This window comes from Pseudomonas fluorescens (genome assembly GCF_000967965.1).
Taxonomy (GTDB): Bacteria; Pseudomonadota; Gammaproteobacteria; order Pseudomonadales; family Pseudomonadaceae; genus Aquipseudomonas; species Aquipseudomonas grandcourensis.
The window spans coordinates 71,985-87,095 of the sequence record NZ_LACC01000024.1 but is presented as its reverse complement, the minus strand read 5'-3'; the positions used below and the strand labels follow the sequence as shown (position 1 = coordinate 87,095).

Genomic DNA, 15,111 nt, shown 5'->3' with positions numbered 1-15,111 from the left:
CCCCAACCTAATAAAAAACACAGAGGGATTCTGGCAATGCGCGATTACTTGTCTGCTACTTCTCAGTTCAATTATCAGCACACCGTCGATGCCGCACTCGCAGGCGATCTGACGGCCCTCAACGCCTGTGTCGAATGCTGTGACCGGCATGCCTTGCCGGGTCGCATCGCGCTGTTCTGGGAAGGACGCGACGGCACTGGTGCGACGTACACCTTCACCGACTTGCAGGACAAGGCCGCGCGTTTCGCCAACTACCTGCTGGCCCAGGGCGTAAAGAAAGGCGACAAGGTCGCCGGCCTGTTGCCCCGCAATATCGAACTCTTGATCACCGTGTTCGCCACCTGGCGCATCGGCGCGGTGTATCAACCGCTGTTTACCGCGTTCGGGCCCAAGGCCATCGAGCACCGCCTGGGCAGCTCTGGCGCCAAAGTGGTAGTGACCGATGCAGTGAACCGGTCGAAACTCGCCGAAGTCGCCGATTGCCCGACCATCGTTACTGTCACCGGCCCCAAAGGGCAGGGCCTGGTGCGTGGCGATTCCAGTTTCTGGGCCGAACTGGCCAATTGTTCCGCCGACTGTGAACCGGTGCTGCTGACCGGCGAAGATCCGTTCCTGCTGATGTTCACCTCGGGCACCACCGGCCCGTCGAAAGCGCTGTCGGTGCCGCTCAAGGCCATCGTTGCGTTCCAGAGCTACACCCGCGATGCGGTGGATCTGCACCCGGAAGATGCCTTCTGGAACGTCGCCGATCCGGGTTGGGCCTACGGTATTTATTTCGGGGTCACGGGGCCAATGTCCATGGGCCATCCGATCACCTTTTACGATGGCCCGTTCACCCTCGAAAGCACCTGCCGGGTGATCAACAAATACGGCATCACCAACCTCACCGGTTCGCCGACGGCCTACCGTTTGCTGATTGCCGGCGGCGATGAATTCGCCAAGTCGATCAAAGGCAAGCTGCGTATCGTCAGCAGCGCCGGCGAGCCGCTGAACCCGGAAGTGATCCGCTGGTTCGCCGACAACCTCGACGTGGTTATCCACGACCACTACGGCCAGACCGAACTGGGCATGGTGCTGTGCAACCACCACGGCCTTGAGCACCCGATCCACATGGGCGCCGCCGGTTTTGCCTCGCCGGGCCACCGCATTGTGGTACTGGACGATGAATACAAGGAACTCGGCGTTGGCCAGCCGGGCATCCTCGCCATCGACCGCAGCCAGTCGCCGATGTGCTGGTTCGCCGGCTACGAAGGCGGGCCGACCAAGGCCTTTGTCGGCAACTACTACCTCAGTGGCGACACCGTGGAGTGGAACCCGGACGGCAGCATCAGCTTCGTCGGTCGCAGTGATGACGTGATCACCACCTCCGGCTACCGGGTCGGTCCGTTCGACGTGGAAAGTGCGCTGATCGAACACCCAGCGGTGGTCGAGGCTGCAGTGGTCGGCAAGCCCGATCCGGAGCGCACTGAACTGGTCAAGGCCTTCGTCGTGCTCAGCCCGCAATACCGCGCCGCCCCCGAGTTGGCCGAAGAGCTGCGCCAACACGTGCGCAAGCGTCTGGCGGCGCACTCGTACCCCCGTGAAATCGAATTTGTCAGCGAGTTGCCGAAAACCCCAAGCGGCAAATTGCAGCGCTTTATCTTGCGCAACCAGGAAATCGCCAAGGCTCAAGAGGCTGCGGCGAAGAACCTTCCAGCTTGAATCCAGGGAAATAATGATGCAGATCCAGAACAAGATTTTTATCGTCACCGGTGGCGCTTCCGGCCTCGGTGCAGCCACCGCCGAGGTGCTGGTCGCCGCTGGCGCGAAAGTGATGCTGGTGGACATGAACGCCGAAGCCGTTGCAGCCCAGGCCCAGCGCCTTGGTGCACACAGCGTGGTGGCGGATATCAGCAACGAAGCGGCGGCCGAAGCTGCGGTACAGGCGACGGTCAAAGCCTTTGGCGGCCTCAATGGCCTGGTCAATTGCGCCGGCATCGTGCGTGGCGAGAAGATTCTCGGCAAGAACGGTCCACACGCGCTGGCCAGTTTCAGCCAAGTGATCAACGTCAACCTGATCGGCAGCTTCAACATGTTGCGCCTCGCCGCCGCAGCGATTGCTGAAACCGAAGCGGATGCCGATGGCGAGCGCGGCGTGATCATCAACACCGCGTCTGCCGCAGCTTACGACGGTCAGATCGGCCAGGCGGCTTACTCGGCGTCCAAGGGGGCGATTGTCAGCCTGACCTTGCCGGCGGCCCGTGAGCTGGCGCGTTTCGGGATCCGTGTAATGACGATCGCCCCGGGCATCTTCGAGACGCCAATGATGGCCGGCATGACCCAGGAAGTCCGCGATTCCCTGGCCGCTGGCGTGCCATTCCCGCCGCGCCTGGGCAAACCGGCCGAGTACGCCGGGCTGGTCAGGCATATCATTGAAAACAGCATGCTCAATGGCGAGGTGATCCGTCTCGACGGTGCCTTGCGCATGGCCGCCAAGTAAGGAGGATTTGTCATGACTATTTCCAACGATCCAATTGTTATCGTCAGCGCCGTCCGCACCCCGATGGGCGGTTTCCAGGGCGAACTGAAAAGCCTGACCGCGCCGCAACTCGGCGCGGCGGCCATCAAAGCAGCGGTGGAACGCGCTGGCGTTGCCAGCGATTCTGTAGACGAAGTGTTGTTCGGCTGCGTGCTGCCGGCCGGCCTTGGCCAGGCCCCTGCGCGTCAGGCGGCGCTGGGCGCGGGGCTGGATAAATCGACCCGCTGCACCACCCTGAACAAAATGTGCGGCTCCGGCATGGAAGCGGCGATTCTGGCCCATGACATGTTGGTGGCGGGCAGTGCCGACGTCGTGGTCGCCGGTGGCATGGAAAGCATGTCCAACGCACCTTACCTGCTGGACCGCGCCCGTGCCGGCTACCGCATGGGTCATGGCCGGGTGCAGGACTCGATGTTCCTCGATGGCCTCGAAGACGCCTACGACAAGGGCCGCCTGATGGGCACCTTCGCCGAAGAATGCGCCGAAACCAACAGCTTCAGCCGTGAAGCCCAGGACGCGTTCGCCATTGCCTCGACCACTCGCGCGCAGCAGGCGATCAAGGACGGCAGCTTCAAGGACGAAATCGTCCCGCTGACCGTAACCGTCGGCAAAGAGCAGGTTGTGATCAGCCATGACGAGCAGCCGCCAAAAGCCAGGCTGGACAAGATCGCTTCGTTGAAGCCTGCGTTCCGCGATGGCGGTACGGTGACGGCGGCCAACTCCAGTTCGATCTCCGACGGTGCGGCGGCATTGGTGCTGATGCGCCAGTCGCAGGCACAGAAGCAAGGCCTGAAACCCTTGGCGGTGATTCATGGCCACGCCGCATTCGCCGACACCCCGGGCCTGTTCCCGGTGGCGCCAATCGGTGCGATCAAGAAATTGATGAAAAAAACCGGCTGGTCGCTCAACGACGTTGATCTGGTGGAAGTCAACGAAGCCTTCGCCGTGGTCGGCATGGCCGCGATGACTCATCTGGAAATCCCCCACGAGAAGCTCAACGTGCACGGCGGTGCGTGCGCCCTCGGTCACCCGATCGGGGCGTCCGGCGCGCGGATTCTGGTGACCCTGCTTTCGGCCCTGCGCCAGAAAGGCTTGAAGCGCGGCGTGGCAGCGATTTGCATCGGTGGCGGTGAAGCGACGGCGATGGCTGTGGAATGCCTCTACTGAAACTGACGCCAATCCCAAGTGGGAGCGGGCTTGCTCGCGAAAGCGGTGTGTCATCCGACGATGATGTCGACTGACACGGCCTCTTCGCGAGCAGGCTCACTCCTACAGGGTTCTGCGTCGTAACCAGATTCAAGGATTCACCATGATCCCCAATGACGACCAACAACAAATCCGCGACATGGCCCGGGACTTTGCCCAGGAACGGCTGAAGCCGTTCGCTGCCGAGTGGGACCGTGAGCATCGCTTTCCCAAGGAAGCTATCGGCGAGATGGCCGGGCTGGGCTTCTTCGGCATGCTGGTGCCGGAGCAGTGGGGCGGATGCGACACCGGTTACCTGGCCTACGCCATGGCGCTGGAAGAAATCGCCGCCGGCGATGGCGCCTGCTCGACCATCATGAGCGTGCACAACTCCGTGGGCTGTGTGCCGATCCTCAACTACGGCACCGATGAGCAGAAAGAGCGCTTCCTCAAACCGCTGGCCAGCGGTGCGATGCTCGGCGCTTTCGCTTTGACCGAGCCCCAAGCCGGTTCCGACGCCAGCGGCCTGAAAACCCGTGCCCGCCTGGAAGGCGATCACTACGTACTCAACGGCTGCAAGCAATTCATCACTTCCGGGCAGAATGCCGGGGTGGTGATCGTGTTTGCAGTGACCGATCCGAGCGCTGGCAAACGCGGCATCAGTGCCTTTATCGTGCCGACCGATTCGCCGGGCTACACCGTTGCACGGGTCGAGGACAAGCTCGGTCAGCATGCGTCCGACACCTGCCAGATTCTCTTCGAAGACGTGAAGGTGCCGCTGGCCAACCGTTTGGGCGAGGAGGGCGAAGGCTACAGGATTGCCCTGGCCAACCTTGAAGGCGGCCGCGTCGGCATCGCTTCGCAATCGGTGGGCATGGCCCGCGCCGCGTTCGAAGCGGCGCGAGACTACGCCCGTGAACGCGAGAGCTTCGGCAAGCCGATCATCGAGCACCAGGCCGTGGCCTTCCGCCTGGCGGACATGGCGACCCAGATTGCCGTGGCGCGGCAAATGGTGCACTACGCCGCCGCCCTGCGCGACAGTGGCAAACCGGCCTTGGTCGAAGCGTCGATGGCCAAACTGTTCGCCTCGGAAATGGCCGAGAAGGTATGCTCCTCGGCGCTGCAAACCCTTGGCGGCTACGGTTACCTCAACGACTTCCCGCTGGAGCGGATCTACCGCGACGTGCGGGTCTGCCAGATCTACGAAGGCACCAGCGATATTCAGCGCATGGTCATTTCGCGCAACTTATAAGAAGGAGTCCCCCCTGTGAGCGACAAAGAGCTGAGCTACGAAACGATTTTGCTGGAAACCCACGGCCGCGTTGGCCTGATCACCCTCAACCGTCCACAAGCGCTGAATGCGTTGAACGCGCAGATCGTCAGCGAACTGAACCAGGCCCTCGATGGCTTCGAGGCTGACTCGAACATCGGCTGCATCGTCCTGACCGGTTCGAAAAAAGCCTTCGCCGCCGGTGCCGACATCAAGGAAATGGCCGAGCTGACCTATCCGCAGATCTACATCGACGACCTGTTCAGCGACAGCGACCGCGTGGCCAACCGCCGCAAGCCGATCATCGCGGCGGTCAACGGTTTCGCCCTGGGTGGCGGTTGTGAGCTGGCGTTGATGTGCGACTTCATTCTGGCCGGCGACAACGCCAAATTCGGCCAGCCGGAAATCAACCTCGGCGTGCTGCCGGGCATGGGCGGTACCCAGCGTCTGACCCGCGCCGTGGGCAAGGCCAAGGCCATGGAAATGTGCCTGAGCGGCCGCTTGATCGATGCCGTGGAAGCGGAGCGTTGCGGCATCGTGGCGCGTATCGTGCCAAGCGATGAGCTGCTGGATGAAGCACTGAAAGTCGCGGCGATGATCGCCAAGAAGTCGCTGCCGATTGCGATGATGGTCAAGGAAAGCGTCAACCGTGCCTTTGAAGTGAGCCTGGCCGAAGGCGTGCGCTTTGAGCGCCGAGTGTTCCATGCGGCGTTTGCGACGCAGGATCAGAAGGAAGGAATGGCGGCGTTTATTGCCAAGCGTGAGGCTGAATTCCAAGGTAAGTAATGCGGCGTTCCTGCTGACGCTATCGCGAGCAAGCGCGCTCCCACAGTGTTCTCGGTCGTTCACACATATTGTGTACACCCTCGGAACCTGTGGGAGCGAGCCTGCTCGCGAAGCTTTTAAGCTCTTAGACCAGATAATTCTTCAGTTCACGGGCAATCACCATCCGCTGAATCTCGCTCGACCCTTCGTAAATCTGCGTGATCCGCGCATCCCGGTAGTACTTCTCCACCGGATAGTCTTCCAGGTAGCCATAGCCGCCATGAATCTGAATGGCGGACGAGCAGACCTTTTCCGCCATTTCCGACGCAAACAGCTTGGCTTGTGACGCCTCCGACAGGCAGGGTTTGCCGGCCGTGCGCAGGCGTGCGGCGTGCAGGATCATCAACCGAGCGGCGTTCAATTGCATGTGCATGTCGGCCAGCAAATTGGCGATGCTCTGATGTTCATTGATCGTTTTGCCGAACTGCACACGATCACGGGAATACGCCAGGGCCGCTTCAAACGCCGCGCGGGCGATGCCTAGCGCCTGGGCGGCGATGCCGATGCGGCCGCCTTCGAGGTTGGACAAGGCGATGGCCAGGCCTTTGCCGCGTTCGCCCAGCAGATTGGCTTCGGGGATGGTGCAGTCGTTCAGGGTCACCGCGCAGGTGTCGGAAGCACGGATGCCCATCTTGTGTTCGGTGCGGTCGACGATAAAACCTGCGGTATCGGTCGGTACCAGGAACGCCGAGATGCCACGTTTGCCCAAGTCCGGATCGGTCACGGCAAACACAATCGCCAGCTTGGCGCGCTTGCCGTTGCTGACGAATTGTTTGGCGCCGTTGATCACCCACTGGCCGTCGCGCAGTTCGGCGCGAGTGCGCAGATTGTGCGCCTCGGAACCGGCCTGGGGTTCGGTCAGGCAGAAGCAGCCGATGACCTGGCCGCTGGCAAGGTCCGCCAGCCAGGTCTGTTTCTGTTCTTCGCTGCCGTAGTTGAGCACCGGTCCGCAGCCCACGGAGTTGTGGATGCTCATGAAGGCGCCGGTAGCACCGTCGCCGGCGGAAATCTCTTCTACCGCCAGGGCGTAGGCCACGTAGTCGACATAGGTGCCGCCCCATTCCTCGGGGACCACCATGCCCAGCAGGCCCAGTTCGCCCATCTTCTTCACCAGACCGTCGTCGATCCAGCCGGCCTTTTCCCAGGCCTGGGCATGGGGCGCGATTTCGCCGCGGGCAAAATCCCGGGCCATGTCGCGGATCATGACTTGTTCTTCGCTCAATTCAATATCGTGCATGGCTCAGCTCTCGCTCTGGTCAAACTCGCTGAAGAAGCTCGCCACGTGTTCGGCGTCCAGCGCCTGGAGGGTGGGCGGGTTCCAGCGTGGTGTCTTGTCTTTGTCGATCAGCAAGGCACGCACGCCTTCGATCAGGTCGCCGCGCGCGAACCACTGGCGGTCCAGGTGCAGCTCAAGGGCGAAACATTGTTCCAACGGCAGCTCGCGTCCGCGACGGAGCATTTCCAGGGTCACGGCCATGGCCAGCGGCGAGCGGGTTTCCAGCAGGTCGGCGGTGGTGACGGCCCACTCATGGCTGTCCGCGACCGTTACCTGACGCAGTTGCTCCACAATACTCGGCACGTCGGCTTGGGCGAAGAAGTGGTCGATGGCCGGGCGCAAAGTCGCCAGTGGCGCGTCGGGCAGTTGTTGCACGGCGAATTTCGCCAGCAGGCCTTGCAGATCCTTGAGTGGCGTATCGTGCCATTCGAGCTGGTCAAGTTTCTCGTCTAGCGTGCCCAGTTTGTCGCTTTCCAGGTACCAGTCGGCCAGGCCGCAATACAGCGCATCGGCGGCGCGAATCTGCACACCGCTGACACCGAGGTAGATCCCCAGCTCACCGGGGATGCGCGGCAGGAAGTAACTGCCGCCGACGTCGGGGAAATAGCCGATGCCGACTTCCGGCATGGCCAGGCGGCTTTTCTCGGTGACCACGCGCAAGTCTGCGCCTTGCACCAGGCCCATGCCGCCGCCGAGGACAAAACCGTCCATCAGGGCCAGCACCGGTTTGCGGTAGTGGTGGATCGCGAGGTCGAGGGCGTATTCCTCGACGAAGAAATCTTCGTGCAGGGTGTCGCCGTTTTTGAAGCTGTCATGCAGCGAGCGAATGTCGCCGCCAGCGCAGAAGGCTTTTTCCCCGGCACCGCGCAAGACCACGGCATGGACTTGCGGATCCTGTGCCCAGGCGTCGAGCTGGCGGTGCAGGTTTCGCACCATGTCCAGGGTGAGGGCATTGAGGCCGGCGGGGCGGTTGAGGGTCAGGTGACCAATGTGGTTGCGAACCTCGGCCAGCACTTCGTTCTGCATGGCATCCATGGACTGAGTCCCGGGAGAAAAAACCTGAGCAGTCATCACTAACTCCCTGCTTTTATTGTTCTTTATCGAGATGCTCGCGCGCGAGCGATGGCGGATCGTATCAGTGCAAATTTGCCTTGTACAACCCGGATAACTGCAGGTTATCTGTGCATTTTTGCATGTCGGTGTCCGATACTGTTACAGCGTAGACCAAGGCGAATTCAGGCAAACGCCGCGAGCAGATCCTCTTCGAACGCCTTCTGCGCCTCGCCGGCCACCTGTGCCCGATGCCGGGCCAGATGAAACGCGACATCGAAACTCATGTCGCCTCGGCGCACGGCCCTGAGCAAACCCTTGTCTTCCCAGCCGCGAGCGAAGTGGCTGGGCAAGTAACCGACATGCTTGCCGGAAAGGATGAAGGCGAGGGTGCCTTCCACTTGTTCGGAGCGCGCCGAACACAACTTGCCCTGGAAGGGTTCGTCACTGCGCAGGAAACGGTAGGGGTGATCGACCCGGTCGCAGGCCTGCAGGTCCTGATCGTTGGGGGCCGGGTTGGTGAACAGCGGATGGCCGGGGGCGCAATACAGATGCTGGGTCTCAATGAACAGTTGGCGGTAGTCAAACGCACTTTGCACTTGCGAGAAGTAGCCGATGGCCAGGTCCAGGCGCTGTTGCAGCAGTAAGCGCTCCATTTCGCCGGGCATGGCGCTGATCAGTTCGATGCGCACGGATTCGTCCCGTTCACGGAAGCACCGGATCGCCTCGGCCACCCGTTGCAGCACCGATTGATCCAGGGCTTCGGACAGGCCCAGGCGCACTTCGCCGATCAAGCGCCCGGCCACGCCGTTGGATTGATGCCGGAAGGCTTCGATGGACTGGAACAATCCACGGGTGGCGCTGAGCAGTTGTTCGCCCTTTGGCGTGATCCTGAACCCGCCCTTGCCGCGACTGCATAGTCGATAGCCCAGGCGGGTTTCCAGTTTGGCCATTTGCTGGCTGATGCTCGACTGGCTCAACCCCAACTCGCCCTGGGCGGCGCTGAAGCCGCCGCACTCCACCACGCTGACAAACAGCCGCAACAATTGCAGATCCAGATCGTGGAGTTGGCCGAGCATCAAACATTACTCCGTAATAAAGTCAGGTTAATTAACTTGATATTTTACCAATGTATCCGACGACGCATCCTGCAACCACTTCCTCTGGTCAGGTGTTCGTCATGGCTCCCAAGTTCAAGCTGTGTTTACCCGCGCTGTTCCTTGCCATGGCCGCCTCGGCCCAGGCCGAAGACAAGGTGGTCAATCTGTACAGTTGGGCCGATTACGTCGCCCCCGAAACCCTGCAACGGTTCGAGCAGGAGACGGGTATCCATGTGCGCTATGACACCTTCGACTCTTCGGAAGTACTGGAGACCAAGTTGCTCACCGGCGGCAGCGGTTATGACGTGGTGGTGCCGTCCTCCAGCGTGCTGGCCCGGGGGCTTGCGGCCGGGGCGTTGAAACCGATTCCCCACGAAGGGCTCAAGGGTTACGCCAACCTCGATCCGGACTTGCTGGAAAAACTCGCCGCCGTCGACCCGGGCAACCGCTATGGCGTGCCTTACACCTGGGGCACCCTGGGTCTGGGCATGAACGTCGAGGCGGTCAAACAGCGCTTGCCGGATGCGCCGCTCAACAGCCTGGACCTACTGTTCAAACCCGAGTACGCGAACAAGTTGAAAGACTGCGGCATCGCCATTCTCGACTCGCCTCAGGAGGTGATCGGACTGGCGCTGCATTATTTGGGTAAAGATCCCTACAGCACGGACAAGAACGATCTGTCAGCCGCCGAGGCGTTGCTGCATCAGCTACAGCCGAACGTGCTGTACGTCGCCACCGGGCGGCAGATCAGCGACCTGGCCAATGGCAGCGTGTGCCTGGCGCTGACCTACAACGGCGACGCGAGCATGGCCGCCGACCAGGCACGCAAGGCCAATAAACCCTATGAAATCGCCTACCGGATTCCCAGGGAGGGCACCATCGTGTGGCAGGACAACCTGGCGATCCCCAAGGACGCGCCGCACCCCGAAGCCGCCCGTGCCTTTATCGAATTCATGTTGCGCCCCGAGTCCGTGGCCGCACTGACCAACACTTTGTTCTTCGCCACGGCGAATCAGGCCGCCACGCCGCTGGTGGATGAAGCGGTGCGCACCGATCCGGACATCTACCCGATGGCCGATGTGCGGGAGCGGTTGTACGCCGACCGCAGCATGAGCCTCAAGGACATGCGCCAGCGCACCCGCTTGTGGACCACTTTCCGTAGCCGCCAATAAGAAAAGAGAAGGAGCCTTCAATGGACGTCCCGATGCAGAACGATCAAGCCATCACCCGTGACAGCCTATACGGCACGGCCGCTGAAAGTACCTACGCCGGTATCACCAGTTTCATGCGTCGCCGCTACAGTCGTGACCTGCGTGGCGTTGATGTGGCCGTCAGTGGCGTGCCGTTCGACACGGCCACCAGCAACCGCCCCGGCGCACGCTTCGGACCACGGGGCATTCGCGCCGCCTCTGCCGGGATCGCCTGGGAACGGCACTGGCCGTGGACGTTTGATCCGTTCGATCACCTGGCGGTCATCGATTACGGCGATTGCGATTTCGATTACGGCTCGCCGCAGTCGACGCCCGAAATGATTGAGGCCCACGCTGAGCGCATCCTCAATGCCGGCACGGCGATGCTGACCTTTGGCGGCGACCATTTCATCACCTATCCGCTGCTCAAGGCCCATGCCCGCAAGCACGGAGCGCTGTCGCTGATCCACTTCGACGCCCACAGCGACACCTGGCCGGACGAAGAGGGCAAGCGCATCGACCACGGCACCATGTTCTGGCACGCGGCCAGGGAAGGGCTGGTGGACCCGTCGCGCTCGGTACAAATCGGTTTGCGCACCACCAACGACGATCATCAAGGCTTTCAAGTGCTCGACGCGTGGCAGGTGCATCGCAGTGGCTGCGAAGCGATTGTCGAGGCGATTCGCGCGCGGGTCGGCGACAACCCGGTTTACCTGACCTTCGACATCGACTGCCTCGATCCGGCGTTCGCCCCAGGCACCGGAACACCCGTGTGCGGCGGCTTGAGCACGGTGCAGGCGCTGGAGATTCTCGGCGGTCTGCGCGGGATCAACCTGGTGGGCATGGACGTGGTGGAAGTGGCTCCGGCCTATGACAGCGCGGAGATCACGTCACTGGCGGCGGCGACGCTGGCGATGGAGATGCTTTGTCTGTATGCGGCCAGGCATAAGGTTGATCGGTAATACGCCTAACCCTGTAGGAGCGAGCCTGCTCGCGATAGCGGTCGTTCAGCCAACATAGATGTTGAATGTTCCGCCCTCATCGCGAGCAGGCTCGCTCCTACAGTTTTGGCGGTGTCAGGCCACCGGAACGATTGGCAAGTCGAGGATCTGCCCCCCGCTGAACCGCGCGAACGAACCGGAAATGGATTCGTGCGGCACGCCCTTGGCCACGTCACTGACGCCGTCCAGTCGTGCCAGTTGCTCGGTGCTCAACTGCACATTCAGCGCGCCCAACGTGGCGTCCAGTTGCTCCCGGGTCCGGGAGCCGAGGATCGGGATCAGTGCCGTGGTCGAGCGCCGGGCCTTCTCCCGCAACCAGGCAATGGCCACGTGGGTCGGGCTGGCGTCCAGTTCTGCGGCGACATCGATCAAGGTGTCGAGCAGGGCGGTTTCGCGGGCGCTTTTTTCGGCGTGAATCAGCACGCCGAGCTTGTTCGCGCGATTGTCGCCCTCACTGTTGCGATACTTGCCAGTCAGGAAGCCGCCACCCAGCGGCGACCACAAGGTCGCGGCCAGGCCCAGGGCTTCGGCCATCGGCAGTTGTTCACGCTCAGCGGTGCGCTCGGCGAGGCTGTACTCGACCTGGATCGCGGCAATCGGCGCAAAACCGCGCACCTCGGCCAGCAGGTCGGCACGGGCGATACGCCACGCGGGAAAGTTCGACAGCCCGGCGTAATGAATCTTTCCGGCACTGACCAGGTCGTCGAACCCGCGCAGGATCTCTTCCATGGGCGTTACGCCATCACTCATGTGGGCCCAGAACAGGTCGATATGCTCGGTCTTCAGGCGTTTCAGGCTTTCTTCCACGGCGCGCACCATGTTCTTGCGGCTGTTGCCAGTGTGGGAAATGCCGGCCGCCGGTGTAGTCCCGAGGGTGTATTTGGTGGCGATGACCAGGCGATCCCGTTCTGCGGCGATGAATTCGCTGAGCATGGCCTCGGACTGCCCGCCCTGATAGCCATTGGCGGTATCGATGAAGTTGCCGCCGGCTTCCAGGTAGCCATCAAAAATGCGCCTGGCTTCGTCGCGCTCGGCGCCATGACCCCAACCGGTACCAAAGTTGCCGGCGCCCAACGCCAGTTCGGAAACACGCAAGCCGGTTTTACGACCGAAAACTCTGTAATGCATGGGATGACTCCAGAGGGATGGCGACAGAGGCTATAGATTTGTATCAACATCTATTAAATATGATGCTGGAATCTAAATCGTCAAGGCGCTTTTCCTTTCTGCATAAAATCGCCGATCACTGGTCGCGTTATTCATGCGCAATGGCATACTGCCGCCCATGACTATCGATTCCCCCTTAAGCGCCTGGCAGCATGCCATTGAACAAAAGGGCTTCGTCCAGGACGAGGCCCAGGAACATGCCGTGTGGGCCCTGCAAAAATGCCACGAGGCGCTGCACGAAGGCCGCGCGCACATTTCCGGCGTGTACCTGTGGGGGCCGGTGGGGCGGGGCAAGACCTGGTTGATGGATCAGTTCTACCAAAGCCTGCGAGTACCGGCGCGGCGTCAGCACTTTCACCACTTCATGGGCTGGGTGCACCAGCGCTCGTTTCAACTGACCGGCACTGCCGATCCGCTCAAGGCGTTGGCCCGTGAACTGGCCGAAGAAGTGCGGGTGCTGTGTTTCGACGAGTTGTTCGTCAATGACATCGGCGACGCGATCATTCTCGGGCGCCTGTTCCAGGTGATGTTCGAACAGGGTGTGGTGGTGGTCTGCACGTCCAATCTGCCGCCGGACCAGTTGTACGCCGACGGCTTCAATCGCGACCGTTTCATGCCCGCCATCGCGGCGATCAAGCAACACATGCAGGTGATTGCAGTGGATGGCGGGGAAGACCACCGCCTGCATCCGGGGGCCGGTTCGCAACGTTACTGGGTGGCCGAATCCGGCAGGCCCGGCGCGCTGGGTGAAGTGTTCCAGATGTTGAGCGCAGGCCAGTCAGTCTCTCGCGAGCCGATAGAGGTCGGTTACCGCACCCTCGAGGTGGTCAAGGCCAGCCCGACGGTGCTCTGGACCCGTTACGCCGCGCTGTGCGAGCAACCCTTCGCGGCCATGGATTTCATCGCCCTGTGCGATACCTACGGCGCTATTCTGTTGAGTGACGTGCCCAACCTCAGCGCACAGAAACGCGCCGGACGCATTGCCCGCGGTACCGAGGACGGTGTCGAGCGGGTGGACGCGGGAGATCGCGAGTTGCCGCAGTTGTCAGTGCATGACGACGGTGTGCGACGGTTCATTGCCCTGGTGGACGAGTGCTACGACCGCAAGGTGCCGCTGTACCTTGAAGCGCAAGTACCGATGGCATCGCTTTACACTGAGGGTTATCTGGAATTCCCGTTCCGCCGTACCCTCAGTCGATTGCAGGAAATGCAACTGCAGCGGTTTGCCGAAGTTTGATCCGGATTTGATCGGGAGCAGCGAAGATGAATCAGCCCCTGTCGCACCATTTGCTGACCATGGCCTATCAGAACGCCTGGTCCAATCACCGACTGGCCAAGGCCTGGCGTCAGTTGAGCCCGCAGGAACTGAGCGCACCCAGGGTCAGTTTCTTCCCGACGATCCGCGCCACCCTCAACCACATCCTCACCTGTGACTGGTTTTATGTGGACGCCCTGGAGCGCGAACTGCGCGGCGATGATCCGCATCCCGATTGCCGGGTGTTTTTCAAGGAAGACGAACCCTGTCTCATGGCGCCGGACCTGGTTGGCGAACAGGCCCACGTCGACCGCCGGCTGATCGCCTACTGCGAGCAGATGCGCGATGCCGACCTCGGCAAAATCGTGACCATCGCCCGGGACACTCCGCAATACGACAGTCGCTTGCGCCTGCTGTCCCATTTGTTTGAACACCAGATCCATCACCGCGGCCAGGTTCACGCCATGCTCAGCGGCACCTCGGTCCAGCCACCACAACTCGACGAGTTTTTCTGCGCCGGTGAGTCGCACTTGCGGGCCGAGGATTTTGTCGAACTGGGGTGGACGGAGGCGTTGATCTGGGGCGCTTGAGTGCCAAAGATTTCCTCGGTTGCGATTGTCGGTACCACGGTGCTCGCGCTATGGTCTGCCGGCACTTCAGCGTGAATACATGCTGGGGGCTACTTTATGTGTGATCGAGGATGGAAATGGACTCCGCAGAAATTCTTGTGCTTCAGGCCAGTTACACCAATCCGGTGCATGCCGAAGCTATTTGCCTGGTGTTGAACCACTACGCCGAGGACCCGATGGGCGGCGGCCAGCCGTTGCCGGCCGATGTACTGGAACAACTCCCGGCCGAGCTTGCCCGGCGCCCCCACGCTTTCAGTGTGCTGGCCTTTGTCGGTGGCGAACCGGCCGGGCTGGTCAATTGCTTCGAGGGATTCTCGACCTTTGCCTGCCGGCCGCTGGTCAATGTGCACGATGTGGCGGTGGTGAAAAAATTTCGCGGCCTGGGCTTGAGCCAGAGGATGTTGCAAAAGGTCGAGGACATCGCCCGTCAGCGTGGCTGCTGCAAGCTGACCCTGGAAGTGCTGGAGGGCAATGCCGTGGCCCAGGGTTCCTATGAAAAAGCCGGTTTCGCCCCCGGCATGTTCGACCCGGCCCATGGGCGGATGCTGTTCTGGACCAAGAGCCTCTGATTCAACTGGCAAAAAAAGGGCGTCCGTCAGGACGCCCGACAGTCTTCTGTGGCCATGGCGCCGCAGTCAGAAGCCC

The 15,111-nt window shown here is 61.7% G+C and carries 14 protein-coding genes; 10 read left to right on the top strand and 4 right to left on the bottom strand.

The window, feature by feature from the left end; genetic code table 11:
- Nucleotides 1-36: 36 nt before the first annotated feature.
- From VC35_RS19755 to VC35_RS19735, 5 genes are all read left to right on the top strand, one after another.
- Nucleotides 37-1,701: an AMP-binding protein gene (locus VC35_RS19755; RefSeq protein WP_046042098.1), complete on the top strand. Its 1,665-nt coding sequence runs from the start codon at nucleotides 37-39 to the stop codon at nucleotides 1,699-1,701.
- 16 nt (nucleotides 1,702-1,717) lie between these two features.
- Nucleotides 1,718-2,479 (top strand): SDR family NAD(P)-dependent oxidoreductase, encoded by a 762-nt coding sequence (locus VC35_RS19750; protein ID WP_046042097.1) that lies wholly within the window; start codon nucleotides 1,718-1,720, stop codon nucleotides 2,477-2,479.
- Nucleotides 2,480-2,491: 12 nt separating this feature from the next.
- Nucleotides 2,492-3,685 (top strand): acetyl-CoA C-acyltransferase, encoded by a 1,194-nt coding sequence (locus tag VC35_RS19745; RefSeq protein WP_046042096.1) that lies wholly within the window; start codon nucleotides 2,492-2,494, stop codon nucleotides 3,683-3,685.
- A 142-nt stretch (nucleotides 3,686-3,827) separates the two neighbouring features.
- Nucleotides 3,828-4,955, top strand: coding sequence for an acyl-CoA dehydrogenase (locus VC35_RS19740; protein ID WP_046042095.1), 1,128 nt, complete (start codon nucleotides 3,828-3,830; stop codon nucleotides 4,953-4,955).
- A gap of 30 nt (nucleotides 4,956-4,985) precedes the next feature.
- Nucleotides 4,986-5,759, top strand: coding sequence for an enoyl-CoA hydratase (locus tag VC35_RS19735; protein WP_046042130.1), 774 nt, complete (start codon nucleotides 4,986-4,988; stop codon nucleotides 5,757-5,759).
- A 124-nt stretch (nucleotides 5,760-5,883) separates the two neighbouring features.
- On the opposite strand, the gene VC35_RS19730 is transcribed toward VC35_RS19735, so the two are convergent.
- The 3 genes from VC35_RS19730 to VC35_RS19720 all read right to left on the bottom strand — a co-directional run bounded on the left by VC35_RS19730 (nucleotide 5,884) and on the right by VC35_RS19720 (nucleotide 9,203).
- A complete protein-coding gene (locus tag VC35_RS19730; protein WP_046042094.1) occupies nucleotides 5,884-7,035 on the bottom strand; it encodes an acyl-CoA dehydrogenase family protein in 1,152 nt (383 codons plus the stop codon).
- Between the two features lie 3 nt (nucleotides 7,036-7,038).
- Nucleotides 7,039-8,145, bottom strand: coding sequence for an enoyl-CoA hydratase/isomerase family protein (locus VC35_RS19725; protein WP_046042093.1), 1,107 nt, complete (start codon nucleotides 8,143-8,145; stop codon nucleotides 7,039-7,041).
- Between the two features lie 164 nt (nucleotides 8,146-8,309).
- Nucleotides 8,310-9,203 (bottom strand): LysR family transcriptional regulator, encoded by an 894-nt coding sequence (locus VC35_RS19720; protein ID WP_046042091.1) that lies wholly within the window; start codon nucleotides 9,201-9,203, stop codon nucleotides 8,310-8,312.
- A 101-nt stretch (nucleotides 9,204-9,304) separates the two neighbouring features.
- On the opposite strand from VC35_RS19720, the gene VC35_RS19715 reads away from it, so the two are divergent.
- The gene (locus VC35_RS19715; protein ID WP_046042090.1) at nucleotides 9,305-10,396 is read left to right on the top strand and encodes a polyamine ABC transporter substrate-binding protein; all 1,092 of its coding nucleotides are present in this window, start codon (nucleotides 9,305-9,307) and stop codon (nucleotides 10,394-10,396) included.
- Between the two features lie 20 nt (nucleotides 10,397-10,416).
- Nucleotides 10,417-11,376: an agmatinase gene (speB, locus tag VC35_RS19710; protein WP_046042089.1), complete on the top strand. Its 960-nt coding sequence runs from the start codon at nucleotides 10,417-10,419 to the stop codon at nucleotides 11,374-11,376.
- Between the two features lie 114 nt (nucleotides 11,377-11,490).
- Here speB and VC35_RS19705 read toward each other — a convergent pair whose 3' ends face one another.
- Complete coding sequence (locus tag VC35_RS19705) at nucleotides 11,491-12,543, bottom strand: aldo/keto reductase (RefSeq protein WP_046042088.1); 1,053 nt, start codon at nucleotides 12,541-12,543, stop codon at nucleotides 11,491-11,493.
- 157 nt (nucleotides 12,544-12,700) lie between these two features.
- Between VC35_RS19705 and zapE the strand changes: the two genes are divergently transcribed.
- The 3 genes from zapE (at nucleotide 12,701) to VC35_RS19690 (ending at nucleotide 15,035) form a co-directional block, all read left to right on the top strand.
- Complete coding sequence (zapE, locus tag VC35_RS19700) at nucleotides 12,701-13,819, top strand: cell division protein ZapE (protein WP_046042087.1); 1,119 nt, start codon at nucleotides 12,701-12,703, stop codon at nucleotides 13,817-13,819.
- A 26-nt stretch (nucleotides 13,820-13,845) separates the two neighbouring features.
- On the top strand, nucleotides 13,846-14,427 hold the full coding sequence (locus VC35_RS19695; RefSeq protein ID WP_046042086.1) for a DinB family protein: 582 nt from the start codon (nucleotides 13,846-13,848) through the stop codon (nucleotides 14,425-14,427).
- A gap of 116 nt (nucleotides 14,428-14,543) precedes the next feature.
- Complete coding sequence (locus VC35_RS19690; protein ID WP_046042085.1) at nucleotides 14,544-15,035, top strand: GNAT family N-acetyltransferase; 492 nt, start codon at nucleotides 14,544-14,546, stop codon at nucleotides 15,033-15,035.
- The last annotated feature ends 76 nt before the right edge of the window (nucleotides 15,036-15,111 follow it).